General features: G+C 64.5%; 18 protein-coding genes. 6 read left to right on the forward strand and 12 right to left on the reverse strand.

All coding sequences use genetic code 11. From position 1 onward, the window contains the following. The 3 genes from AC30QB_RS01010 to AC30QB_RS01020 all read left to right on the forward strand — a co-directional run. Positions 1-1,034: RHS repeat-associated core domain-containing protein (locus AC30QB_RS01010; RefSeq protein ID WP_489544318.1), on the forward strand; the 1,034-nt coding region annotated here is incomplete at its 5' end. After that, positions 1,024-1,515 carry a hypothetical protein gene (locus AC30QB_RS01015; protein WP_489544319.1) on the forward strand — a complete coding sequence of 164 codons (492 nt, stop codon included), beginning with the start codon at positions 1,024-1,026 and terminating at the stop codon, positions 1,513-1,515. The genes AC30QB_RS01010 and AC30QB_RS01015, both read left to right, overlap by 11 nt. A gap of 109 nt (positions 1,516-1,624) precedes the next feature. After that, complete coding sequence (locus tag AC30QB_RS01020) at positions 1,625-5,737, forward strand: hypothetical protein (RefSeq protein ID WP_489544320.1); 4,113 nt, start codon at positions 1,625-1,627, stop codon at positions 5,735-5,737. 54 nt (positions 5,738-5,791) lie between these two features. On the opposite strand, the gene AC30QB_RS01025 is transcribed toward AC30QB_RS01020, so the two are convergent. Then, a complete protein-coding gene (locus AC30QB_RS01025; protein ID WP_489544321.1) occupies positions 5,792-6,406 on the reverse strand; it encodes a histidine phosphatase family protein in 615 nt (204 codons plus the stop codon). 125 nt (positions 6,407-6,531) lie between these two features. Here AC30QB_RS01025 and AC30QB_RS01030 point away from each other — a divergent pair, with 125 nt between their 5' ends. After that, on the forward strand, positions 6,532-8,241 hold the full coding sequence (locus tag AC30QB_RS01030) for an MBL fold metallo-hydrolase (RefSeq protein ID WP_489544322.1): 1,710 nt from the start codon (positions 6,532-6,534) through the stop codon (positions 8,239-8,241). Here AC30QB_RS01030 and AC30QB_RS01035 read toward each other — a convergent pair. From AC30QB_RS01035 to AC30QB_RS01075, 9 genes are all read right to left on the reverse strand, one after another. After that, positions 8,219-8,878 carry a class I SAM-dependent methyltransferase gene (locus tag AC30QB_RS01035; protein ID WP_489544323.1) on the reverse strand — a complete coding sequence of 220 codons (660 nt, stop codon included), beginning with the start codon at positions 8,876-8,878 and terminating at the stop codon, positions 8,219-8,221. The two genes, AC30QB_RS01030 and AC30QB_RS01035, sit on opposite strands and share 23 nt — an antisense overlap. 30 nt (positions 8,879-8,908) lie before the next feature. After that, positions 8,909-9,127: a hypothetical protein gene (locus AC30QB_RS01040; RefSeq protein ID WP_489544324.1), complete on the reverse strand. Its 219-nt coding sequence runs from the start codon at positions 9,125-9,127 to the stop codon at positions 8,909-8,911. An 83-nt stretch (positions 9,128-9,210) separates the two neighbouring features. Then, positions 9,211-9,615, reverse strand: a complete 405-nt coding sequence (locus tag AC30QB_RS01045; RefSeq protein WP_489544325.1) for a hypothetical protein — start codon at positions 9,613-9,615, stop codon at positions 9,211-9,213. 64 nt (positions 9,616-9,679) lie between these two features. Beyond that, positions 9,680-11,359, reverse strand: coding sequence for a long-chain fatty acid--CoA ligase (locus AC30QB_RS01050; protein WP_489544326.1), 1,680 nt, complete (start codon positions 11,357-11,359; stop codon positions 9,680-9,682). Positions 11,360-11,464: 105 nt separating this feature from the next. Beyond that, the gene (locus AC30QB_RS01055; RefSeq protein ID WP_489544327.1) at positions 11,465-12,706 is read right to left on the reverse strand and encodes an acyl-CoA dehydrogenase family protein; all 1,242 of its coding nucleotides are present in this window, start codon (positions 12,704-12,706) and stop codon (positions 11,465-11,467) included. 26 nt (positions 12,707-12,732) lie between these two features. Continuing rightward, the gene (locus tag AC30QB_RS01060; RefSeq protein WP_489544328.1) at positions 12,733-13,563 is read right to left on the reverse strand and encodes an enoyl-CoA hydratase; all 831 of its coding nucleotides are present in this window, start codon (positions 13,561-13,563) and stop codon (positions 12,733-12,735) included. 157 nt (positions 13,564-13,720) lie between these two features. Continuing rightward, the gene (locus AC30QB_RS01065) at positions 13,721-14,491 is read right to left on the reverse strand and encodes an SDR family oxidoreductase (RefSeq protein WP_489544329.1); all 771 of its coding nucleotides are present in this window, start codon (positions 14,489-14,491) and stop codon (positions 13,721-13,723) included. A 71-nt stretch (positions 14,492-14,562) separates the two neighbouring features. Beyond that, positions 14,563-15,486 carry a flavin-nucleotide-binding protein gene (locus AC30QB_RS01070; RefSeq protein WP_489544330.1) on the reverse strand — a complete coding sequence of 308 codons (924 nt, stop codon included), beginning with the start codon at positions 15,484-15,486 and terminating at the stop codon, positions 14,563-14,565. Between the two features lie 2 nt (positions 15,487-15,488). Then, entirely contained in the window at positions 15,489-16,103 is a 615-nt protein-coding gene (locus AC30QB_RS01075) for a glutathione S-transferase family protein (protein ID WP_489544331.1), read from the reverse strand. A gap of 126 nt (positions 16,104-16,229) precedes the next feature. Here AC30QB_RS01075 and AC30QB_RS01080 point away from each other — a divergent pair, with 126 nt between their 5' ends. Beyond that, positions 16,230-17,186 carry a LysR family transcriptional regulator gene (locus AC30QB_RS01080; protein WP_489544332.1) on the forward strand — a complete coding sequence of 319 codons (957 nt, stop codon included), beginning with the start codon at positions 16,230-16,232 and terminating at the stop codon, positions 17,184-17,186. A 208-nt stretch (positions 17,187-17,394) separates the two neighbouring features. Beyond that, complete coding sequence (locus AC30QB_RS01085) at positions 17,395-18,738, forward strand: M28 family metallopeptidase (RefSeq protein ID WP_489544333.1); 1,344 nt, start codon at positions 17,395-17,397, stop codon at positions 18,736-18,738. Between the two features lie 9 nt (positions 18,739-18,747). Here AC30QB_RS01085 and AC30QB_RS01090 read toward each other — a convergent pair whose 3' ends face one another. Then, positions 18,748-20,574, reverse strand: a complete 1,827-nt coding sequence (locus AC30QB_RS01090) for a tetratricopeptide repeat-containing diguanylate cyclase (RefSeq protein WP_489544334.1) — start codon at positions 20,572-20,574, stop codon at positions 18,748-18,750. 56 nt (positions 20,575-20,630) lie between these two features. Beyond that, positions 20,631-23,963: a fused isobutyryl-CoA mutase/GTPase IcmF gene (gene icmF / locus AC30QB_RS01095; protein ID WP_489544335.1), complete on the reverse strand. Its 3,333-nt coding sequence runs from the start codon at positions 23,961-23,963 to the stop codon at positions 20,631-20,633. Positions 23,964-23,998 lie beyond the last annotated feature (35 nt).

A 23,998-nucleotide genomic window follows, 5' to 3' on the forward strand; every position in this document is an offset into this window, starting at 1 on the left:
TCACTGCAAACGCAGCCGCCCCGGCGGGCAGCAGCATCGCGAGGGTGGAGTTCTACCAGGGTGCCACGCTCATCGGCACGGCCACCGCGCCGCCCTACAGCGTGACCTTCAGCAGCCTGAGCGACGGCGCTTTCATCTTCAGGGCCAGGGGCTACACCGCCACCGCAGCGGCAGTGGTGTCTGCCCCCATCCAGGTGCTGGTGCAAACACCGGCCAGCCCGGGCGTGCCCAACGACAGCGTGATCTACCTGCACACCGACATGGCCGGTAGCCCCATCGCCGCCACGGACCAGAGTGGCGCGGTCGTTTGGCGAGAGAGCTACAAGCCGTTTGGGGAGCGCCATGTGAGCCCCGCGGCCGACGTGGGCACGCGGCAGTATTTCCATGGCAAACCGGCGGATGCGGAGTCAGGGCTGTCGTACTTCGGGGCGCGGTACTTTGATCCGGTGGCGGGGCGGTTCATGGGGGCCGATGCGGTTGGATTCAACGAGAAAAACATTCACTCGTTCAATCGGTATGCGTATGGCAACAACAATCCGTTTCGGTACATTGACCCTGACGGCAATAGCCCACTGCCACTCGATGAATCAGCAGTCAGAGACTTGTATGGAACGAAGGACGGAGGGGGCCATCATGATGTTCTTCCTCGGGCGGTAGCGATAAGAAATAGAACGATGCTGTCTCCTGACGCAATCGCTCAAGCCAGCAAAGACAAGATCGGCGCTGGTTTTACTAACAGAGGATTGGAGAGCGATCCTCACAAAGGTTGGTCTACCCCGCATCGATTGGCCGATGCCGCAACGGAGAAAAGTTTAAAGAATGAATTCAAACTAAATGGAAATACACCGGAGAAACCAATGAGTGTGAAAGAGTATTTCAAGTGGCGAGAAAAGGTTTTGAAAATCCCTGCTGTTGCTGAATATAGAAAATCCGTAATTGATTGGCAACAGGAGCAGCTAAAAAACGGTGTCAAGCCGAATTTCAATAAAATAGTGAGGGAAGGCGGAAAAGGAGGAGGACGAAGTGAAGAATAGCGAACCGGCTTGGAAAAAGGAAATTGTTAAACTCGAAGAGCGTGGGGAGCACGAGAGGGTTGTTGCCGTCCTTACGAGCGCAGCTCTTGAAGGAAATGTTCTTGCCAAGATCGCCTTGGCAAAAAAGCTTTGGGAGCTTCAAGAATATTCAGAAGCGCATCTGGAAATAGAAGCCGCTGAAAATTCAGTAGATGATAACGACTTTGAATCGAATTGGCAGCTTCACCTTGCATATACCTATGGGGTTGGTGAACTAGACACCATTGAGAGATGGCGTAGAGCGTTTGCTCATCTTAAGAAGGCAGCAGAAATGAGCGATGACTCGCGCGTTCTTCTCGCAGTTGCTTTTCATTATCGAGATGGCTTGAACGGAGTTGGGGTCGACATTCTAAAGGCGGCGATGTGGTTTGAAAAAGCCGCGGCAACAGGAGATCCGCATGCCACATCTCTGCATCGGGCTTTTGTGAAGAAAAATAATTAAAACCAAAGCTGGCAGGCACGAATATTTAGTTTTGTAAGTGGTCGATGGACTATGAATTGCATTTAATATTAGCATTAGAAGTGATTGTGCATATTGTTAGGGTGAGTATATGAATTTTTCTATATGGCAAAGTCTTGCCGCGCAGGTAATTGTCGAAATCACGTTATCTCGTGTACTCAGGCAAACAATTGCAGCGTCCTCGCTGCTTTTCTGCGTCAGTGCAATCGCCCAAACCCCCAACCTCGACCCCATCCCCAGCTACTACCAAGACCCAGGGATTTCCAAGAACCGCAGCTACATCAACCAAGGCTCCGGCGAGCACATAGACCCGTTCACCGGCAAGCTCCAGTTCCACACGGTTGACCTCTTTCTGCCCGGAAACGGTGGCCTGGACATCAAGGTTCAGCGCTCCTACTCCAGCGGCGATGGCTTCTTGCGCGATCAAACACCCGCCGGTGTGGGCTGGACGGTGGGCTTTGGCCGCGTGATCCGCAAGGCCACGCTGGGCATCTGCGACGACAACGCCAACCCGGGCCTGAACCCGGTGCTGGAGCTGCCCGACGGCTCGCGCCAGCTGTTCTTCCGGGGCGACGACGTTTTGTTCGACAACCAGACGCTTTCCAGCGGCACGGTGTGGGTGACCAAGGGCCTGTGGAAAGCCCGCTGCGACACCAGCTCACCCACACTCGGCTTGGTCGTGTATTCGCCAGACGGCACCCAGTACCAAATGAACACCATGGGGCCGGTTGTCGGGCCTGCGGCGGGCAACCAGCAGAAGTCTTGGTACGTCTCTCGCATCACCGACCTCAACGGCAACCGCCTCGATTTCACCTACCGCAGCTTTGCCAGATACCTCGCGGTGGCCACCGTCAGCGCGAGCGATGGCCGCGTGGTGAGCTTCAACTACACGAGTGACGGCGCGCTTTTGTCCGTGACCGATGGCACGCGCACCGTGGGCTACGGCGTGCGGCCCGTGCCCACCGCCACCAGCTACTTCTTTCTGGACACGGTCACGCGGCCCGATGGCACGCAGTGGCGCTATGCCTACAACGAGGCTTTTGATGATTCGCCAGGAGCCGGTTCTATCCGACAGGTGAGGTACCCCACGGGAGGCATCTACGACTACGCCTATCGCAAAGTTCAGTTCAACGCGGTGCTGCCCGCCACACACGCCGTGACCAGCAAAACCGGAGACACCAACAGCTGGACGTTCAACTACACCCCCGCCACCGCCACGCTGGAAGACGGTACGCTGAACCGGTGTGGCGTGCCGCAGTTCGACATGACGACGGTCACGTCGGCGGTCGATGGCACGCGGCGCTACTGCCACATTGGCTACAACAGCGTCACAGTGCCAACGGCCACGGGCGCTGTGTTTGTCTACGCCATTGGCACCTTGATCTCCAGCGACGTGGGTGATGGCACAGACAACGGGGCGATTGAAGCGACCTCGGTGTCGGTGGCCTCTCTCAACGTGAGCCACGCGCAATACGACGCTCGTAGCAACGACCCGCTCGCTGCGCTGTATGCGTACGTCTCGATGCCTCTTTTCACCGCTCGCGGCGTGACCCTAGACGGCCTGCAGTACCGCACCACGTACGATTCATTCGACCCCTATGGCAACCCAGGCGAGTCCACCGAGTTGGGGACGCCCAACGCCTCTGCGCCGAACGGGAGCGACACGCGGGTGACGGCGCACTCCTATCTGATCGACACAGCCAAGTGGGTTCTGCATGAAAAGCAGAGCGACTCGGTCACGGTCAACGACCAGCCGGTGGGTGAGATCAGCCGAGTGTTTGACCCCGCCAATTTCAATGTGCTGTCGGAAACACGCTTTGGCGTGACGACGAACTGGACGTACCACCCGAGTGGCGACATCCTCACCAAGACCGATGCACGCCAGAACACGGTGACCTACTCCAACTACAAGCGCGGCATTGCTCAAGGTGAGAGCCACCCCGAATCGGTGAGCATCGCCCGCGTGGTTGACGATGCTGGCAATGTGGCATCGCAAACCGACGGAGAAAGCGCGACCACATCGTACTCATACGATGGGCTGAGCCGGCTCACCGGCATCACGCAGCCTCGCGGCAACCCGGTGACCGTGGTTTGGGGCGCCAACACGCGCAGCGTGACGCGCGGTGGCTTCACCGAGCTGACCACCTACGACGCCTTCGGCCGCGAGAGCCGGGTAGACGCGAGCGCTGATGGCGCCACCATCAACCAGACCTTCCAGCACGACGCTGCGGGTCGGCGCGTCTACGCCACCGACCCGGCCTATGGGGCTTCCACCCTTGGCAGCAAGACCGAGTACGACGTGCTGGGTCGGCCCTTGCGCAACTACATCGCTTGCCCGAACGCCACGGCATCGGGTTCTGCGTGCGCGGCCAGCAAGACAACCGGTTACTACCCGCTCGGAATTCAGGTCAACGACGAACGGGGCTATGCCTACGGATACCGCTACCGCGGGTTCGGCGACCCCGATCACCGGGAACTCATGGGCATCGAAGCGCCGGATCAAAACGCCAACGTCACCATCACGCGCAATGGCGTCGGGCAGATGCTGAGCGTCTCTCAAAGCGGGGTCACACGCAGTTTTCACTACAACGCAAACTACTTCATGGACTCGAGCACCGAGCCTGAAACCGGTACGACGGTGTTCGGCCGAGACGAGGTGGGCAACATGAGCTCGCGGCAAGTGGGCAACTCGGCGGCCACGGGGTTCGGCTACGACGGGCTGAACCGGCTCAAGACGACGACGTACCCCTCGGGCACCTCCAGCGTCACGCGCAACTACTACAAAGACGACAAGCTGCAATGGGTTGACAACACGGTGAGCCGCCGCGCATTCGAGTACGACGGCAACAAGAACCTGACCCAGGAGACGCTAACCATTGCTGGGGTCAACCAGCCATTCGTGACGCATTACGGCTACAGCGCAAACGATGCGCTGGCCAGCATCGGCTACGGCTCTGGCATGACGGTGGGTTACGCGCCGGACGGCTTCAACCGCCCGACCCAGGCCAGCCCTTACGTGAGCGCAGTGACCCATCACGCCAATGGCATGGTCAACGCGATGACCTACGCCAACGGGGTGGTCTCTCAAACCAGCTTGAACGCGCGCCAGTGGCCAGCGGCCGCCCAGGTGAGATCGAGTGGTTTCTCGATTCTGGATTCGCAGTTCCGCTATGACCCGGCGGGCAACTTGACCTCCGTCACCGACACGATTGACGCAACGCAGAACCGCTCGATGCTGTACGACCCCTTGAGCCGCCTCTCGACGGTGCAAGGCCCGTGGGGCTTCGGTTCTCTTGCTTACGACGGCACGGGCAACCTGATGCTGCAACAGATGGGCAGCACGGCCCTCAACTACGCCTATGACTCCGGCAACCGGCGTTTGGCAACGGTCAGCGGCTCGAAGTCATTCGCGTATGGATATGACCCTCGGGGCAATGTCACCAGCAACGGCGCGACCACTTTTGCGTACAACGATGCACAGAACATGACTTGCGCCAACTGCGGGCAAGTGAATGAGGTCTTGTATCAATACGATGGCGAAGGCATGCGCCTGAGTGCCACGCCGAGGAGCGGCGCGCCAACCTATTTCGTCTACGGCCATGCCGGCAGTCTGCTGTGGGAGTCTGCACCCAACAACAGCCTCAAGGAGTATGTCTATCTGGCGGGCAAACAGGTGGCTGTGCGCACGCTCTCGGCCACCCCTGTGGTCGCCAACAGTGCTGCCTTGACGACGAGAATCACGGCCTTGCCCACGGCTGCACCTGGCAGTGCGGTGACGTATGCGGTTTCGGTGACGAACACATCGCCGACGGCAGCGGGCTCGGTTGTGCTGTCGCTTGCTTTGCCAACCGGCACCACGGGTATCGAGGTTCCGGCGGGCTGTACGGTGGCTGGGGTCAACGTGCAGTGCTCCATCGGAACGGTGGCGGCGCTCAGCAGTTTTGCGACCACGATTACGGGCAGATTGAATCAAATCGGCAATGACGTGACAACGGCAAGCGCGGCGGGCTCTACCTTCAACCCCACGCCGCAAAAGAGCGCTGCCAGCGCGGTAACGGTGGTCAGCGCGGAACCAGGAGAGGGGGATGTACCGATCCCGCCTTGGGCTTTGCTGCTGTTGGCCGCCGGGCTGCTTGGCTCGGCTTCGCTCTCGCATCGGCGGTCGCGCCCTTCGGCTGATTTGACCGGCGCCGTGGTTGCGTAGGAAGTCTGCCCTCGACAAGCTTCGACCGGTAGACCCGCAGGCGAAGCGGCGCGCTCAGCCGCCTGAGAGGCTCTTTGCGTCGTGCTGGGTGTGTTCGTCGAGATGGCGGGTGCAGTCGAGCAGGTGGACTGCGTGCGGTGGCAGCGCCGCGATCACGCTCACCGAGGTGTTGCCCACGCGCAGCGGCAGCTCGCCGCCGGCCGGCATCTGCACGTGGTGGGCCAGCAGTGCGCGCATCACCAGGCCATGCGTCACCACCGCCAGGTTGCCTTCGAGCGTGGCGCGCAGCTGCACGATGTGGGCGAAGGCCTGCGCCACGCGCGCCAGAAACGTAGCGGTCGACTCGCCACCGGGCGGCGCGCCGTCCATCGTGAGCGGGTTGTAGCCCAGCGTGTCGTAGGGCTGGCCGCGCAGGTCGCCGAAGTTGCGCTCGTGCAGCAGGGCGGTGGTGGTGAGGGGCAGGCCGGTGGCGGCTGCAATGGCCTGCGCGGTGCTCAAGGCACGCGGCAGGTCGCTGCTCACGATGCCGGCGAGCTGCATGCCGGCCATGCGCCGCGCCACGGCTTGTGCCTGCGCCAGGCCGTTTGCGCTGAGTGGCGTGTCGGCCGGCTGCAGCGTGCGGGCCACGTTGAGCGGTGTCTCGCCGTGGCGAATGAGGATGATCGACATGCGGGTTCCGTTTTTTAGGGCTGTGCCGGGTGCATCTTCGGTGGCTGCCGACGACCCCGCAGCCACCTTGGCGACGCGGGAATGCCAGACTTGCAGCCCTTGCCAGATTCGCCAAAGTGGGCCCTATGAACGCCAACGACACTGCCCCGCTAGACCTCACCGCCGCAGCCCGCCCGCCGCGACCGGCCGCCACGCTGATGGTGGTGCGCGATGCCCCCGGCGGCATGCAGGTGCTGGTGCTGTGCCGCGCCGAGCGCGGTGGCCACAACAGCGGCGCCTGGGTCTTCCCTGGCGGTCTGGTCGACGCCAGCGACCGGCAAGGCCATGCGCTGTGTGTCGGCAGCAGTGACGAAACCGTGAGTGCGGGCATGAGCCTGGCCGAAGGCGGGCTCGACTACTGCGTGGCCGGCATACGCGAATGCTTTGAAGAGTGCGGTTTGCTATTTGCCACGCGTGGTGAGGCGGCGCTGGTCGATCTGCAAGGCGACACCGGTGTGCGGCTTGGTGCCCAGCGCGGCCCCTTGCACCGCGGCGAGCTGAGCCTGGCCTCGCTGTGCGAGGCTGAGGGCCTGAAGCTGGCGGTCGACGAGCTGGTGTACTTCAGCCATTGGCTTACGCCGATGGGCCGCGCCAAGCGCTTTGACACGCGCTTCTTCGTGGCGCTGGCGCCACCTTTGCAAACGGCGCTGCACGATGGCGTCGAGATGGTGGGCATGCAATGGCTGCGGCCGTCAGAGGCCCTGGCACGCAGCGATTCACTCAAGCTGATGGGCCCGACCCGGGCCACGCTGAGTGCCATCGCGCGCTTCGAGAGCGCAGCGGCGCTGATGGCCTGGGCACGCACGCCACGCGAGGTCAGCCTCATTCACCCGCGCATCGGCTCGGGCAGCCAGGGCCTGCGGCCAGTGATGCCCACCGAGTACGCCTGGGCCGAGATGGGCCGCATCGACCCGCTGGGCCATGGCACGGCCTCGTACGAGATCGTGCCCGGCCGGGCGGTGAAGCTGTCGGCCCATGTGATCCGCGTGACGGCGCCCAACCCCAGCGTGATGACCGGCCCCGGCACCAACACCTACCTGGTGGGCGGCGGCGAGCGCAACGAGTGGGCCGTGATTGACCCAGGCCCTGCGCTGCCCGAGCATGTGGAAGCCATCCTGGCTGCGGCACCCGGCGCCATCCGTTGGGTCCTGGCCACCCACACCCACATGGATCACTCACCGGCCAGCGTGATGCTCAAGCAGCACACCCACGCCGAGGTGCTCGGCCGCTTGCCCGACCATCCGCATAAACAAGATGGCAGTTTTGTGCCGGATCGGGTGTTGAGCGATGGTGAGCGCATTGCGGTGTGCCCGCAGGCCAGGCTGCGCGTGGTGCACACGCCGGGCCATGCGTCTAACCACCTGTGCTACTTGCTGGAAGAAGAGAAAACACTCTTCACCGGCGACCACCTGATGCAAGCGTCCACGGTGGTGATCAACCCGCCCGATGGCGACATGGCGGCTTACATCACGTCACTGCGGGCGCTGCTGCATGAAGACATCGAGTGGCTTGCACCCGGTCATGGCTTCTTGATGGCGCAGCCGCGCAAGGCCATGCAGGCGGTGATTGACCACCGCTTGAAACGAGAGGCCAAGGTGATGGGCGTCTTGCGCGAGCACGGGCCCGCCACCTTGGAGCAGCTGCTCCCTTTCGTCTACGACGACGTCGACCCGCGCATGCTGCCCGTGGCGGTGCGCTCGCTGCTGGCGCACTTGGGCAAGCTGGCGAGCGACGGTGTGGCGGGCGAAGTGGCGGGGCGGTGGGCTGTTTCGCTCAGCGCTTGCGCGCCAGCGTGAGCCCGTCGCTGAAAGGCAGCAGCGACAGGTCGACCCGCTCGTCGCCATGCAGCTTGTTGTTGAGCGCCTGCAGCGCCAGCGTGTCGGCGTCTTGCGATGGGCTGGCCACGGCGCCGCTCCACAGCGTGTTGTCGATGGCGATCAGGCCACCGGTGCGCACCAGCTTCAGGCAGCGCTCGTAGTAGGCGTCGTAGCTGGTCTTGTCGGCGTCGATGAAGGCGAAGTCGTACTGGCCGGCTTCGCCCGCGGCCACGCGCGCGTCTAGCGTTTGAAGTGCAGGCGCAAGCTTCAGGTCAATCTTGTGTGCCACCTGCGCTTGCTCCCAGAAGGGCTTGCCGATGCGGGTGTACTCATCGCTGATGTCGCAGGCGAGCAGCTTGCCGTCGGCCGGCAGGGCCAGCGCCACGCTGAGCGCGCTGTAGCCGGTAAAAACACCGATCTCGATCGTGCGGCGCGCGCCCAACAGTTTCACCAGCAGCGCCATGAACTGGCCCTGCTCGGGCGCGATCTGCATGCCGGCGTAGGGGTGCTTGCGCGTGGCGTCGCGCAGGGCCGTTTGCGCCGGGTGCTCACGCAGCGAGTGATCGAGCACGTACTGGTACAGCGTGTCGGTGAGGTTCAGCGTGCGGTGGCTCATGGCGTCGGGTTCTCGGGGAAGGCTTGTCGCTCAGGCGATGTAGAGGTCTACGCGCGGTTGGCGGCGGCGCTCGGCGTTGGCCGCGGGCATCACGCTTGACGGCTGCATGCCCTTCAGCAAATCGGCGGCCACCGCTTCGCCACTGGCGAAGTGCAGGCCCCGCAACGGTCGCGCGGCTGGCTCGGCGGAGGCTTTGAACGGTGCGGCGGGGGCGAACAGTTCGCGGGGTAGAAACAGGGCGTTGCTCATGGCGGCTCCAGGCTGGCTTGCGTTGCTTTGCACTGTGGTCGCGCCGTGTTTCCCCTGGGTTTCACCGCGTGCCCCGCTTTGTTTCATTGGTTGCGCCGCCGGGCCAAACTTCCGCCGAGCAGGGCTGCGGGCACGATGGTCAGGTAGCCCACGGCGTCGTACCAGCCTGGTGTGTCGCTGGCCAGCACCAGGCCCAGCGCCATGCCCAGCAGCGCGATGGCCAGGGCGTTGAAGTAGGGGTAGGCGCGGGCCAGGCGGGCGGCGATGTAGCCACCGAGCGCGGTGGTCGCCGTGCCGTAGAGCAGCGAGGCCAACAGAAAACCGTTGTCTTGCAGCACGACCTGGGTGGCGGCGCTCACTTGCTCGGGCGACATGCCTTCGGTGAGGCCGGTGGCAAACAAGGTCATCAGCACCGCCCCGCCGACCACGTCGAGCAGCAGTGACAGCAGCATGGCGATGATGATCGCCTTGGGGTCGAATCTCGTCATGACGCGGCGCGCTCGAAGGGGGCCGCAAGCATAGCCGCACGGAGTGCGCGGCTCAGACGCCAGGCTATGCCGCTGCGCGCGCGTTCTCTTTTTCCTGCAGCTCGCGCCACATCACCTTGCCGCTGCCCGACTTGGGCAGGGCCTCGACGAACTCGACGATGCGCGGGATCTTGTAGGCCGCCATGTTGGCGTGCGACCAGTCGATGATCTCTTGCTCGCTGACGGGCTGTGCGAGGCCTTTTCTCAGCACGACGAAAGCCTTGACCGTCTCGCCGCGGCGCGCGTCTTTGGCCGCGATGATGCAGGCCTCTTGAACGGCGGGGTGTTGGTACAGCAGCGCTTCCACCTCGGCTGGCCAGACCTTGAAGCCAGCGGCATTGATCATGCGTTTCAGCCGGTCGACGAAGAAGAAGTAGCCCTCGTCGTCGGTCTGCCCCAGGTCACCGGTGCGCAGGAAGCGCTTGCCGTCGATCTCGACGAAGTTGTCGCGCGTGGCCTCGGCGTTTTTCCAGTAACCCGTCATCACCTGCGGGCCGCTGACGATGATCTCGCCCGTCTGCCCCGGCGGCAGCTCTTGCAGTGTGATGGGGTCGACCACGCGCGCGTCAACGTCGAACGCCGGCACGCCCAGGCACTGCTTTTTCGAGCGGTCGGGCGGGTTCATGTGGGTGGCGGCATTGGTCTCAGACATGCCATAGCCTTCGCCGTACTTCAAGCCCAGCTTGTTTTCCAGAATGTCGGACACGGCCTTGGGCATGGCCGCGCCGCCGCCGCCGATGCGGCGCAGGCTGGTGAGGTCGTAGCTGTCGAGCTCGGGGTTGGACACGAAGTCGACCACCATCGCGGTGATGAGCCCGAGGCCGGTGATGCGGTAGCGCTGTATGCATTCGGCTGCGGCGTCGCGGTCCCAGCGCGGCAGCAACACGACCGTAGAGCCGCCGAAGATCACGGCGTTCATGCTGCCCTGCATGCCGGTCACGTGGAACATGGGCAGCACCGCCAGGCTCACGGTGCCCTGGTTGCCGTGGCCCCACACGCCGCCTGACACCGCGTTGTACATGGTGGTGCGGTGGGTGTGCATGCAACCCTTGGGGTGGCCGGTGGTGCCCGAGGTGTAGGGCATCACGCACAAATCATCGGGGCCGGCGGTGAGCGGGCCGGGTGTGAGATTGCGCGCGAGTGCGTCTGACCAGAGCGAGACGCCCTTGTCGTTGAGGGGCACGCGCGGTGCCGCGATGAAGTCGGGCACCTTGAGCGTGGTGGGGGCAACGAGGCAGTCGCTGTAGGCCGCGACCACGAGGTGCTTCAGGCCCGCTCCCTGGCCATTTTCCAAGAGCGGTTTCATGCGCGGGTAAAGCTCTTGCGACACCAGCGCCACGGTGGCGTCGCTGTCGCTCACGTAGTGCTTGAGCTCTCCGGTGAGGTTCATCGGGTTGACTGGCACCACCACGGCATTGGCCCGCAAGATGGCGTAGTAGCCGATCATGAATTGCGGGCTGTTCTGCATGTAGAGCAGCACGCGGTCACCCTTCTTCACGCCACACACCTGCTCCAGGTAGCCGGCCAGCTTCTCGGTTTCTTGCTTGAACTGCAGAAAGGTGATGACCGTGTCGTAGAAGATCACGAACGGCTTGTGGGGGAAGCGCGCGGCCGAGACTTCGACGTTGAAGTACAGGTTGGTCTCGGGAACGTGCAGGTGGCGCGGGGCGTGCTCGGGCCAGAAGGCCAGGTGTCTGTCGGACATGGTATGGGCGCCTTGTGTGGGATGTGCCGTTCGGGCTGAGCGTGTCGAAGCCTTGCCGAGATGCTCGCCAGCCCTTCGACAGGCTCAGGGCGAACGCAGAGTAGATCAAGCTTTTACTTTGGGTGCCATGTACTTGGCAAGCTCGGTCTTGCCGATGGCGTTAAGGTGAACCTCATCGGGCCCGTCGGCAAAGCGGATGGTGCGCGCGCTGGTGTAGGCGGCGGCCAGCGGTGTGTCTTGTGACACGCCGGCGCCACCGTGAATCTGGATCGCCCAGTCGATCACCTGGCAGGCCATTTGCGGTGCGGCCACCTTGATCATGGCGATCTCGTTGCGTGCGCCCTTGTTGCCCTTGGTGTCCATGGCGTAGGCGGCGTTCATGGTGAGCAAACGAGACTGGTCGATCAGGATGCGTGAGTGCGCAATGCGCTCGCGCCACACGCCTTGGTCAGACAGCAGCTTGCCAAAGGGCTTGCGCACCAGGGCGCGTTTGCACATCAGCTCGAGCGCGCGCTCGGCGCCACCGATCAAACGCATGCAGTGGTGGATGCGGCCCGGGCCGAGGCGGCCTTGCGCGATCTCGAAGCCACGGCCTTCGCCCAGCAACAGGTGGTCGGCCGGCACGCGCACGTCGGTGAAGCTGATTTCGGCGTGGCCGTGTGGTGCGTGGTCGTAGCCGTACACCGACAGCCAGCGCTCCACCTTCACGCCCGGGGTGTCCATGGGCACGATGATCATCGACTGCTGCTTGTGTGGGCTGGGGTCGTCGACCGTGCCGGTCTTGCCCATGAAGATCAGCACCTTGCAGCGCGGGTCGGGCGCACCCGACGTCCACCACTTGCGGCCGTTGATCACGTAGTGGTCGCCGTCACGCACGATGCGCGACTGGATGTTGGTGGCGTCGCTCGACGCCACATCGGGCTCGGTCATTGCAAAGCCCGAGCGGATCTCGCCAGACAACAGAGGCTTGAGCCACCGCGCCTTGTGCGCTTCGGTGCCGTAGCGCTCCAGCAGCTCCATGTTGCCGGTGTCCGGCGCCGAGCAGTTCATCGACTCGCTGGTCAGTGGGTAGCGGCCCATGATCTCGCACAAAGGGGCGTATTCGACGTTGCTCAAGCCCGCGCCAAGCTGTGACTCGGGCAGGAACATGTTCCACAAACCCGCGGCCTTCGCCTTCGCCTTCAGGCCGTCCATCACCTCGTGCGTTGGGTTCCATTGCTTGCCCTGGGCGCGGTTGACTTCCATCTCCTTGCGAAACAGCGGCTCGGCCGGTACCACGTGTTGCGTGACGAACTCCATCAGACGCGCCTGCCACTCAAGCATCTTGGGTGTGAAACCGAAATTCATGTTTGTCGTCTCCTGCTTGGGGTTGTTCAGCAGCCCTGAAACTGGGGCGTGCGTTTCTCCATGAAGGCTCGGCGGCCTTCTTTGGCGTCTTCACTGTTGGCACAGCGTGCGGCAATGGCGCGTATGGCGCCCATGTCGCGGTCGACCGGGTCTTTGAGGATCTGGTCGACGGTGATCTTGGTGGCGTAGACCGAGAGCGGCGCGTTGGCCGCAATGCTGTGCGCCAGGGCCAGTGTGTGCGGCCACAGCTGGTCGTCGCTCACTTGGCGGGTGATGAGGCCGATGCGCTCGGCCTCGGCGGCGTCTATGCGCATGGCGCTGTACAGCAGCAGCCGCGCCCACGACGGGCCCACGAGCGCGTTGAGTACCTGCAGGCCGCTGAAGGGGTAGGCGATGCTGAGCTTGGCCGCGGGGATGCTGAACTGGCTGCCGCTGCTGGCAATGCGAATGTCGGTGCCCAGCGCGAGCCCCAGGCCGCCGCCTATGCAATAGCCCTGTATGCACGAGATGGTGGGCTTGGGAAAGTTGGTCAGCAGGCTGCGGTAGGCGCCCGCGCGCTGGCCAAATTCGGCGCGCGCTTCGGGCGTGGCCTGGTTGCGTTCGAACTGGCTGATGTCTGCACCCGACACGAAAGACTTGCCGCCTTCACCGGTGAGGATGAGTACGCGCGTTTCGGGGTTGTCACGCGCCGAGGTGAGGGCAAAGGCCAGGCCTTCCCACATCTCCACCGACATGGCGTTGTGCTTCTCGGGGTGGTTGAAGCGGATGACCGCCACACCCTGCTCCACGGACAGCAAAATTTTTCCGTCAGCGTAGGCGGTACGGGTGGATGCGGGGGGCGCGCTGGGCTGGTTCATGGCGGTGTGCGTAGGACGGTTGCGAAGGCGCAAACACCCCGCGGCTCACCTGCCGTATGGCAAGTGAAGACCATCCTACGAACATACCGACTTTTCTGCAAGCTGAGTTTCCCTTGGGATTCCCCTAGCAAAACCGCTTGCGTGATGTCATACCGATTTAGCGACCCAGCGTCACGCCCCCGTCTACCGCCAGGGTCTGGCCGACCACGTAGTCGCCCGCCCGCGACGCCAGGAAAATCGCCGTGCCAGCCATGTCTTCATCGACGCCGATGCGCCCGGCGGGAATGCGTGCCGACACCTCTTCGGCATGGTCGCGCGCCGCGCGGTTCATCTCCGAGGCGAAGGCGCCCGGCGCGATGGCTGTGGCCACGATGTTGTGCTTGATGAGGTGGGTGGCCATGCGCTTGGTCAGGTGAATCAGCCCGGCCTTGCTGGCGGCGTACGAATACGTTTCCATCGGGTTGACGGCGATGCCGTCGATCGAGGCGATGTTGATCACCTTGGCCAGTTGCTTCTGGCCCGCCTTGGCGAGCAGCGGCTTGAGTGCTTGCGTGAGGAAGAATGGCGCCTTCATGTTGAGGTCGACCACTTTGTCCCAGCCGCTTTCGGGGAACTCGTCGAAGTCGGCACCCCAGGCGGCACCGGCGTTGTTGACGAGGATGTCGAGCTGGCTCTCGTGCTTGGCGTAGGCGGCGGCGAGCCCTTGTGCGCCGGTGACGGTAGACACGTCGGCTGGCAGCGAGATGCACGGGCCGATGGCTGACAGCTCTTTCGCCGCCTGGTCACAGGCCTCGGCCTTGCGTGCCGAGATGTAGACCTTGGCGCCTTGCGCCAGGAAGCCCGCCGCGATCATGCGGCCGATGCCGCGCGAGCCGCCGGTCACGAGAGCGGTGCGGCCTTTCAGAGAGAAGAGTTGACTGGTGTCCATGGCGCGGCCTCTTGATGGTGATGAAGCCGGGAGGCTAGCGCGCGGGCGCGGTGACGGCAGTCGCTTGGGCGTCAGTCGCTGGTGGGGGTAGACATCAGATGTGGGGACAGCTCGGCGTCTGACCATGTGAGTGGCAGCGCCTGCGCGCGCCACAGGCCGGATTCGACGGTGTAGTGGATCTCGCGCTGGCCCTCGGCCTGGCCCCACACCACCTCGGTGTGGCCCGTGAGCTGCAGCAGGTCGCCGCTTTGGTAGTCGATGAACAGCAGCCCGGCGCGCGGGTTCGCCGCCAGGTTACCCAGCGTGTTGAAGAAGTTGTTGCCGCGGTAGTCGGGAATGCGCAGCACGGTGGCGCCGTCACGCTCACTCAGCTGCACGAAGCCTGGCCGGCCGCCGCGGTGTGACACGTCGACGCCTTCTGCGTCGGCGTGCCCGCGCGCCTGCGGCGTGGCCGTGGCGATGAAGAGCGTGTCTGCCGTGTTCACCAGCCGGAGTGCCGCATCGCTGAGCTGTGCGCCTTCGGTCACTGCCGGTGGCTGCGGGCCGCGCTTGACCCAACGCGGTATACGTGCCTGGATGTACTTGGGGCAGTTGCCGAAGCTCTGGTCCACCTGCAGCGTGTAGCCGTGTGAGTCGAGCGCGACGATGCTGCCGTTCAGGCGGTTGCGTCGCCGCGTGTGGGGCTCCAGGCCCAGCAGGCCGAGTGGCATGTCGAGCTGCAGCGTCAGGGGGTCAGCAGCCGTTGGCAAGGCTTCGATGCGCAAGTGCCTTGCATCGGGCGCGTGCATGAAGCCTGGCCATCCGGTGAGCACCGTGGCCCAAGGACGGCGCTGCGCATCAAGCCCACCCACCATCAGCGTGGGCAGCTTCTCGAACAGCTCGATGTGCTGCTCGGGCATGGCATTGCGCACCACCTGGCCCATGACCGCGGCCATGCGCTCGTGCACACCGGCGCGCAGCTGCACCTCGCGTTCACCTGCGTGCACGGTGCCCATGGTCAAGCCAGCGCCGGGTGGCGCACCATGCCGACGAAGCGGGGCAGGGCTTCGATGCGTTGCAGCCACTCGCGCAGCTTCGCATAGGGTTGCAGCGACACGCCGCCTTCGGGCGCATGCGCGGTGTAGGTGTAGAGCGCGATGTCGGCAATGGTCGGCTGCGTGCCGGCCAGGAAGGGCTGCGACGCAAGCTGGTCGTCCATGCGCTGGAACAAGGTGCTGGCGATCTCGCCGCAGCGCGGGTCTTGCGGCCGCTGGAACAGCACGTTGACACGCGCGTTGCCCGGCCCGTTGAGCAGCGGCCCGGCCGCCATCGACAGCCAGCGCTGCACGCGTGCCGCACCCACCGGGTCGCGCGGCAGCCACTGGCCGCTCGCGTCGTAGCGCAGCGCCAGGTAGGTGAGGATGGCGTTGCTGTCGGCGAGTATTACCTCGCCGTCTTCGATCACCGGCACCTGGCCGAAGGGGTTGAGCGCAAGGAACTCGGGCTTCTTCTGATCGCCCTTGGTGATGTCGACTTCGATGGCCTCGAAGGGCACGTTCAGCAGCGACAGGAACAGCCGCACGCGGTGCGCGTGGCCGGAAACGGGGTGGTGGTAGACGCGAAGGCTGGGCATGGTGGAATGTCTCGGGTGGGTGTGGTGGTTGCGGGTGGGTGTAGGGCATGACGATAGCCAGCGCGGCTGAAAAGCAGAATGCCCGCCGGGTGCACTTGATAATTCCGCGCAGAGGAATGACGGTCGATGGACAAGCTCGAAGGCATGCGTATTTTTGTGGCGGTGGCCAACGCGGGCGGCTTTGCGCCAGCGGCACGTGAGCTTGGCCTGTCGCCGCCAGCCGTCACACGCGCCATTGCCGCACTGGAGGCACGCGTGGGCGTGCAGCTCTTGCGCCGCAGCACGCGCAGCGTGGCGCTCACCGAGGCGGGCGCGCGTTTCCACGCCGACTGCAAGCGCATCCTGGCCGAGATCGACGACGCCGAAGCCTCGGCCAGCGGTGCGCACGAGGTGCCGCAGGGCGTGCTGTCGATCACCGCGTCGCAGATGTTCGGGCGCCTGCATGTGGCGCCCGTGCTGCTCGATTTCATGGCGCAGCAGCCGCAGCTCAAGGCGCGCACCTTCTTCAGTGACCAGATCGTGCACCTGCTCGACGAAGGCTTCGATGTGGCGGTGCGCATCGCCCATCTGCCCGACTCGGGCCTCACTGCCGTGCGTGCCGGCCACGTGCGCCGTGTGGTGGTGGCGTCGCCCGCGTACCTGGGCGAGCACGGTGTGCCGCGCTCGCCAGCTGATCTGGCGCAGCACCGCGGCATGGGTTTCTCGCAGCATGGCTCCGTGAGCGCGCCCTGGGTGCTCTACCCGCCGCGGGCCAAGACGCGCGCCGAGGGGGAAGCCGCGGGCGAGACCGCTCACCCGCAGATGCAGATGGTCACCAACGCGGGTGAGGTGGCGATTGCCGCAGCGCTGGCCGGCCACGGCCTGGCGCGGGCGCTGTCGTACCAAGTGGCGGCCGACGTGCTGGCCGGTCGCTTGCAGGTGGTGATGGCCGACCACGAGCCACCACCCATTCCGGTTCAGCTCGTGTATGTGGAAGGGCGAAAGGCTGCCGCCAAGGTGCGGGCCTTTGTCGAGTTCGCGCTGGAGCGGCTGCGCGCGCAGCCCGTGCTCAACGGGCGCATCAGCTGGCCCGACCCACTTTGATTGCGCCAAGAAAAAACGCCCCGGGCTTGCACCCGGGCGCTCTGAAGAGACGGTGTTTCGAAGATCAGCTCGTCACGCTGCTTTGACTCACGACCCATAGATACGCACAGTGGGATGGACTAATAAGACAGTCGTTCTAAAAGAACGCACTGACACGCAGACGTTGGCCGATGCATGCTTGCGCTCCTGCGCGTTTCTGGAGCCCTACATGCCCATGACCCAAACTCTGATCGCCACGCTGTGTTGTGCAGCCTTGTCCTGCGCCTCCTATGCCGCCGAGCCTTCTTCCCATTTGGGCGAGGTGTCGGCCGCGGTGAGTGCCGACCAACTTCAAGCCACCGTCACCCAGCTCGTGGGTTTCGGCACGCGGCACACGCTGTCGGACACCAAGTCGGACACCCGCGGCATCGGCGCTGCGAGACGCTGGGTGCAGTCGCGCTTGGTGGCGGTATCGAAAGAGTGCGGCGGCTGCCTGGAGGTGGTGTTGCCCTCGCAGACCGTGACGGGCGCGCGCGTGCCGCAGCCGACCGAAGTGGTCGACGTGGTGGCCATTCAGCGCGGCAGCAGCGACCCGAACCGCGTGATCGTGATCACCGGCCACCTCGACTCCCGCGTGACCGATGTGATGGACGCCACCAGCGACGCCCCCGGCGCCAACGACGACGCCTCGGGCGTGGCCGCGCTGATGGAAGCGGCACGCGTGCTGTCTAAGCACCAGTTCCGCGCGACGCTGGTGTACGCCGCGTTGTCGGGCGAAGAGCAGGGCCTGTACGGCGGCAAGATACTGGCCGAGTACGCGCGCCGGCAAGGCTGGCAAGTGCAGGCCAACCTCAACAACGACATCGTGGGCAACAGCCACGGCCAGAACGGTGTGCATGACAACAGCACGGTGCGGGTGTTTTCCGAAGGCACCAAGGCGCTGGAGACTCCGGCCCAGGCCGACCGCCGCCGCTACAACGGCGGCGAGCTCGACTCGCCCTCGCGCAACATCGCCCGCTATGTCGCAGCCCTGGCCGAGCGCCACCTCACCAACCTGCGCGTGCAAATGGTCTACCGCACCGATCGCTATGGTCGCGGCGGCGACCAGGTGGCGTTTCTCGAAGCCGGCTTCCCCGCAGTTCGCATCACCGAAGCGAACGAGGACTACACGCGCCAGCACCAAGACCTGCGGGTGGAAAACGGCGTGCACTACGGCGACACCATCGACGGCGTCGACTTCGCCTACTTGGCCCAGGTGACGCGGCTCAACGTCATCACCATGGCCGCCATGGCGAACGCGCCCATGCCGCCCAAGGGCGTGTCGGTAGCCGGCGCGGTCACGCCCCACACCACGGTGAAGTGGCAAGCCGTGCGGGGTGCTGCGCGCTACCGCGTGTGGTGGCGTGGCACCACCGAGCCGCAGTGGCGCCACCATCGCGAGGTGGCGGGCGATGTGACCCAACTGGAGCTGAAGAACGTGGTCATCGACGACTGGTTCTTCGGTGTCTCGGCCGTGTCGGCCGAAGGCTATGAGTCGCCGGTGGTCTTCCCGGGAGACGCGGGTTCGTTCTAAGTCGCTGCCTCAAGCGCGCTCGAACTCGGCGGTCGGCGCATCCGTCCACAGCACTCGGTTGCGCCCGCCGCGCTTGGCTTCTAGCAGGCGGTCGTCGGCCGATTTGAGCAGCTGCTCCATCGCCTGCGGCTCGGACAAGGAGTCGGCAATGCCGGCCGAGAAGGTGTTGTGGGCGAGCGAGCCGGTCTCGAAGTGGAAGGCCCGCGCGCGCCAGGCCTGCAGCAGGCCCAGCACCTTGCGCTGTGCGGTGCGCGCGTCGCAGCTCGGCATCAGCAAGCAGAACTCTTCGCCGCCGAAGCGAAAGGCGATGTCGCTCTGGCGGGTGTTGTCGTTGAGCAGCGAGCCGAAGGCGGCCAGCAGAGTGTCGCCTGCCACGTGGCCATGGCGGTCGTTCACGGTCTTGAAGTGGTCGAGGTCGATGATGGCCACTGCCAGCGCCTGCTTCTCGCGCTGCGCTTGTGCCAGCACCTGGGGCAGCACGTCGTTGAGGTGGCGACGGTTGAACAGCCCGGTGAGAAAGTCACGTGTGGCCTGCTGCTCCAGCTCGGTCTGCAAGGCCTGCACCTCGTCGATCTTTTGCGACAACTGCTGGTTGATGGCCTCCAGCTCTGCGCGCGCCAGCTCGGTGGTGCGCCGTCGTGCCTCGATCTCGTCTAGGTTTTGCTGCATGCGGCGCAGCTCGACCTGTAGCGACGCCGCCTGGTAGCGCGCCCGCGACGCTTGGTGGCCGCGCTCGACGTGGCAGCGCTGCCAGGCGCGCAGGGCCGCCAGGGCCTGAGGCGCGTTGCCCAGGCGCTCGTGGGTGTCGGCCAACGCGTGTTGAAACAGGCAGCTCACGCGCAGGCTTAAGCCTTCGTGCTCGGCATTCAGCAGCAGGGGCTCGGCTTGCGTGAGCAGCGTCGCGGCCTCAGGCAGGCGCTGATCGGCGGCCAGGGCTTCGGCCATGGCCACCACCAGGGTGATGCGCTCATCGGGCACCTTCACGCCGTGGTACTCCTGCTGTGCCCGCTGCACCAGCGCGCGGCCGAGGGCGGTGTCGCCGGCGCGCAGGGCGGCCAACCCCATGGTCTCGAAGTTGGCGTTGGTGCGGCCGCGGCCGCTCTCGTCCGGCGGTGATTGCAAAAGCCGCTGAATGTCGACCATGGCTTCTTGCGGGCGGCCCAGGTCGGTCAGGCAGATCACGCGGTTGATCAGCAGCACGCTCATCAGGCGTGCATTGCTGAGGTTCGCCCCGCGGGCGACACCTTCTTCGATGTAGCTCAGCGCCTGCTGGTGCTCGCCCAGTTGAATGAGCTCGTGCGCCAGGTTGCAGTACAGCACGACCTCGAAACCGTTGCCGCGCGTGGGCCGCGCTTCATGCAGTGCCTGGTACATGTAGGCGAAAGCTTGCTCCGACTCACCCAGCGATGAGTAGCATCCCGCGATCACATTGAGCAGCATGCCCAGCTCGTCGCGCTTGAGTACGCTCAGGCCTTCGGCTCGCAGCGGCAGCACACGCTCCAGTGACTCGCGGTACTTGGCTTCGCGCCACAGGCAGCGCGCCATGCCCACTTCGGCCAGCAGGTGGCCGGCGCGGTCTTGGGTGGTGGCGAAGCAGGCCTGCGCAGCGGCCAGTTCGCTGGCTGCTTCTGGCGGCGTGGCGTACCACATCAGATGGAAACCGCGCACCAGTCGAGCCCAGCCAACGGCTGCGGTGTCGCCGCTTTCTTGGGCGCGCAGCAGCGCGAGGTCTGCGGTGGTGATGCAGCGCTTGGAGTCACGGTAAAGCAGCTTCCAGGCACGGCGCGCCAGGCTTAAAGCGGGCGAGGGCGTTGAAGTGTCGGTCAGCGGCTTCATCGCAGGGGATTCTCCGCGCTTTCGGGAAGGTGCCAGGATCATCTGGCGTCAGAGCATTACATGCTGCGCCGGTACTGCCCGCCCACCTCGAACAGCGCCGTGGTGATCTGCCCCAGCGAGCACACGCGCACGGCCTCCATCAGCACGTCGAACACGTTGCGGTTGTCGATGACGGCCTGCTGCAGGCGCTTGAGCATGGCCGGGGCTTCGCTCGCGTGTGCGGCGTGGAAGGTGTTGAGACGTTGAAGCTGCGACTGTTTTTCTTCGTCGGTGGAGCGCGCCAGCTCTATTTGCTCGGGCACGGGGTCGCCATGGGGGTTGCGGAAGGTGTTCACGCCGACGATGGGCAACTCGCCGGTGTGCTTGAGCATCTCGTAGTTCATGCTCTCTTCCTGGATCTGGCCGCGCTGGTAGCCGGTCTCCATGGCACCCAGCACGCCGCCGCGTTCGGCGATGCGCTCGAACTCCTTCAGCACCGCCTCTTCGACCAACTCGGTCAGCTCGTCGATGATGAAGGCGCCCTGGTTGGGGTTCTCGTTTTTCGCCAGCCCCCACTCGCGGTTGATGATGAGCTGGATGGCCATGGCGCGGCGCACGCTGTCTTCGGTGGGCGTGGTGATGGCCTCGTCGAAGGCATTGGTGTGCAGCGAGTTGCAGTTGTCGTAGATCGCGATCAGCGCCTGTAGCGTGGTGCGGATGTCGTTGAACTGAATCTCTTGCGCGTGCAGCGAGCGGCCGCTGGTTTGCACGTGGTATTTGAGCTTTTGTGATCGGTCGTTGGCGCCGTAGCGCTCGCGCAAGGCCACGGCCCAGATGCGGCGTGCCACGCGGCCCAGCACGGTGTACTCGGGGTCCATGCCATTGCTGAAGAAGAAGCTCAGGTTGGGCGCGAAGTCGTCTATGTGCATGCCGCGCGCGAGGTAGGCCTCCACGAAGGTCAAGCCGTTGCTGAGCGTGAAGGCGAGCTGGCTGATCGGGTTGGCACCCGCCTCTGCGATGTGATAACCGCTGATGCTCACCGAGTAGAAGTTGCGCACCTGGTGATGCACGAAGTACTCGGCCACATCGCCCATCACCTTGAGTGAAAACTCGGTGCTGAAGATGCAGGTGTTTTGGCCCTGGTCTTCCTTCAGGATGTCGGCCTGCACCGTGCCGCGCACGTTCTGCTTCACCCAGGCGACGATCTTCTGCGCTTCGTCATCGCTCGGCTTGCGCTGGTTGTCAACGCAGAACTTCTCCATTTGCTGGTCGATGGCGGTGTTCATGAACATCGCGAGGATGGTCGGTGCCGGGCCGTTGATGGTCATGCTGACGCTGGTGCTGGGGCTGCACAGGTCGAAGCCGCCGTAGAGCACCTTCATGTCGTCGAGCGTGGCGATGCTCACGCCGGCGTTGCCCACCTTGCCGTAGATGTCGGGGCGCAGCGCCGGGTCGTTGCCGTAGAGCGTGACGCTGTCGAAGGCGGTGGACAGGCGCTTGGCTGCCATCCCCTCGCTCAAGAGCTTGAAGCGCGTGTTGGTGCGAAAGGCATCGCCCTCGCCGGCAAACATTCGCGTCGGGTCTTCACCTTCTCGTTTGAAGGCGAAGGTGCCGGCGGTGTACGGGAAGCTGCCGGGCACGTTGTCGAGCAGCAGCCACTTGAGGATCTCGCCATGGTCTTCGTAGCCGGGCAACGCCACCTTGCGGATCTTGGTGCCGCTGAGTGAGGTGGTGGTGAGCGCGGTGCGGATTTCTTTGTCGCGAATCTTCACCACGTACTCGTCGCCGGCGTAAGCCTTTTGCATCTCGGGCCACTGCGCCAGCAGCTTCTTGACGTGCTCGTCGAGGGCCGCTTCGCGCTGCGTGGCCAAGGCGGTGACGGCGCCAACGGCATTGCTCTTGTCGGGGTTGTCTTGCCTGAGCATGCGCGCAGATTCACGCAGCTGCTGAATCTCGCGAGCCAGGCGGGCCTGCTGCACGGCGTGACGTTTGTAGCCGCGCACGGTGTCGCTGATCTCGGCCAGGTAGCGCACGCGGGCGCCAGGCACGATGGGCACTTGGTGGGTGCTGTGGCGCGTGCTTGCCGCGGGCAAGATGCCGCGCTGCGTGTTGAGGCCAAGGGCGGTCAGGCGCGGCAACAGCGCTTGGTAGAGCGCCGTCACGCCGTCGTCGTTGAAGCGACTGGCCATGGTGCCGAAGACGGGCATGGTCTCGGGCGATTCGCCCCAGGCTTCTTTGTTGCGCTGCACCTGCTTGGCTACATCGCGCAGCGCATCGGCGGCGCCCTTGCGGTCAAACTTGTTGATGGCCACGAACTCGGCGAAGTCGAGCATGTCGATCTTCTCCAGCTGGCTGGCGGCACCGAACTCGGGTGTCATCACGTACAGGGGCACATTGACCAGGGGCACGATGGCGGCGTCGCCCTGGCCGATGCCTGAGGTTTCGACGATCACCAGGTCGAAGCCGGCCACCTTGCAGGCGGCCAGCACGTCGGGCAGGGCCTGGCTGATCTCGCTGCCGAAATCGCGTGTGGCGAGGCTGCGCATGAACACACGCTGACCCGAATCCGTACCGTCTGAACCGGCAGGCTCAGTGCGAACAGACGTGTTCCAAGGCCCGATGGCATTCATGCGAATGCGGTCACCGAGCAACGCGCCACCGCTCTTGCGGCGCGACGGGTCGATGCTGATGACGGCCAGGCGAAGGTTGTCGCCCTGGTCCAGGCGCAGGCGGCGTATGAGCTCGTCGGTCAGCGAAGATTTGCCCGCGCCGCCGGTGCCGGTGATGCCGAGCACGGGAATGTGGATGTTCGCTGCGGCGCTGGTCAAAGCAGCCTTGAGAGCATCAGGTGTTTTGTTGTTTTCCAGCGCTGTGATCAGCTGCGCAAGCGCACGCCAGTTCGCTTCAGCGTGGCCTTGCACGGCGGCGAGTTCAGCAGGGGCATGCGACGACAGGTCGTGATCGCAGCGCATGACCATCTCGCCGATCATGCCGGCCAGGCCCATGCGCTGGCCATCTTCGGGGCTGTAGATGCGTGTGACGCCATAGGCCTGCAGCTCGGCGATCTCGGCCGGCACGATCACCCCGCCGCCGCCGAACACCTGGATGTGCCCACCCCCGCGCTCGCGCAGCAAGTCAACCATGTACTTGAAGTATTCGACGTGGCCACCCTGGTACGAGCTGATGGCGATGCCCTGCACGTCTTCTTGCAGCGCGGCCGTGACCACTTCATCGACCGAGCGGTTGTGGCCCAGGTGTATCACCTCGGCGCCCATGCTCTGCAAGATGCGCCGCATGATGTTGATGGCGGCGTCGTGACCATCGAAGAGGCTGGCGGCCGTCACGAAACGCACCTTGTTCGTCGGCCGGTAAGCGGCCAGGGCCTTGAATTCGGCTGAGAGGTCGGTCATGCGCTTGTCTCCAGCGTCACGTTATTTCACGTCGC

The sequence above is a fragment of the Rhizobacter sp. genome, from assembly GCF_046595475.1.
In the GTDB taxonomy this organism is placed as follows: Bacteria; Pseudomonadota; Gammaproteobacteria; order Burkholderiales; family Burkholderiaceae_C; genus Rhizobacter.

Excerpts from the sequence above, each read along its gene's own strand:
- AC30QB_RS01020 (WP_489544320.1), top strand. The coding sequence starts at position 1,625 with ATGAATTTTTCTATATGGCAAAGTCTTGCCGCGCAGGTAATTGTCGAA.
- AC30QB_RS01025 (WP_489544321.1), bottom strand. The coding sequence starts at position 6,406 with ATGTCGATCATCCTCATTCGCCACGGCGAGACACCGCTCAACGTGGCC.
- AC30QB_RS01030 (WP_489544322.1), top strand. The coding sequence starts at position 6,532 with ATGAACGCCAACGACACTGCCCCGCTAGACCTCACCGCCGCAGCCCGC.
- AC30QB_RS01035 (WP_489544323.1), bottom strand. The coding sequence starts at position 8,878 with ATGAGCCACCGCACGCTGAACCTCACCGACACGCTGTACCAGTACGTG.
- AC30QB_RS01040 (WP_489544324.1), bottom strand. The coding sequence starts at position 9,127 with ATGAGCAACGCCCTGTTTCTACCCCGCGAACTGTTCGCCCCCGCCGCA.
- AC30QB_RS01045 (WP_489544325.1), bottom strand. The coding sequence starts at position 9,615 with ATGACGAGATTCGACCCCAAGGCGATCATCATCGCCATGCTGCTGTCA.
- AC30QB_RS01050 (WP_489544326.1), bottom strand. The coding sequence starts at position 11,359 with ATGTCCGACAGACACCTGGCCTTCTGGCCCGAGCACGCCCCGCGCCAC.
- AC30QB_RS01055 (WP_489544327.1), bottom strand. The coding sequence starts at position 12,706 with ATGAATTTCGGTTTCACACCCAAGATGCTTGAGTGGCAGGCGCGTCTG.
- AC30QB_RS01060 (WP_489544328.1), bottom strand. The coding sequence starts at position 13,563 with ATGAACCAGCCCAGCGCGCCCCCCGCATCCACCCGTACCGCCTACGCT.
- AC30QB_RS01065 (WP_489544329.1), bottom strand. The coding sequence starts at position 14,491 with ATGGACACCAGTCAACTCTTCTCTCTGAAAGGCCGCACCGCTCTCGTG.
- AC30QB_RS01070 (WP_489544330.1), bottom strand. The coding sequence starts at position 15,486 with ATGGGCACCGTGCACGCAGGTGAACGCGAGGTGCAGCTGCGCGCCGGT.
- AC30QB_RS01075 (WP_489544331.1), bottom strand. The coding sequence starts at position 16,103 with ATGCCCAGCCTTCGCGTCTACCACCACCCCGTTTCCGGCCACGCGCAC.
- AC30QB_RS01080 (WP_489544332.1), top strand. The coding sequence starts at position 16,230 with ATGGACAAGCTCGAAGGCATGCGTATTTTTGTGGCGGTGGCCAACGCG.
- AC30QB_RS01085 (WP_489544333.1), top strand. The coding sequence starts at position 17,395 with ATGCCCATGACCCAAACTCTGATCGCCACGCTGTGTTGTGCAGCCTTG.
- AC30QB_RS01090 (WP_489544334.1), bottom strand. The coding sequence starts at position 20,574 with ATGAAGCCGCTGACCGACACTTCAACGCCCTCGCCCGCTTTAAGCCTG.
- icmF (WP_489544335.1), bottom strand. The coding sequence starts at position 23,963 with ATGACCGACCTCTCAGCCGAATTCAAGGCCCTGGCCGCTTACCGGCCG.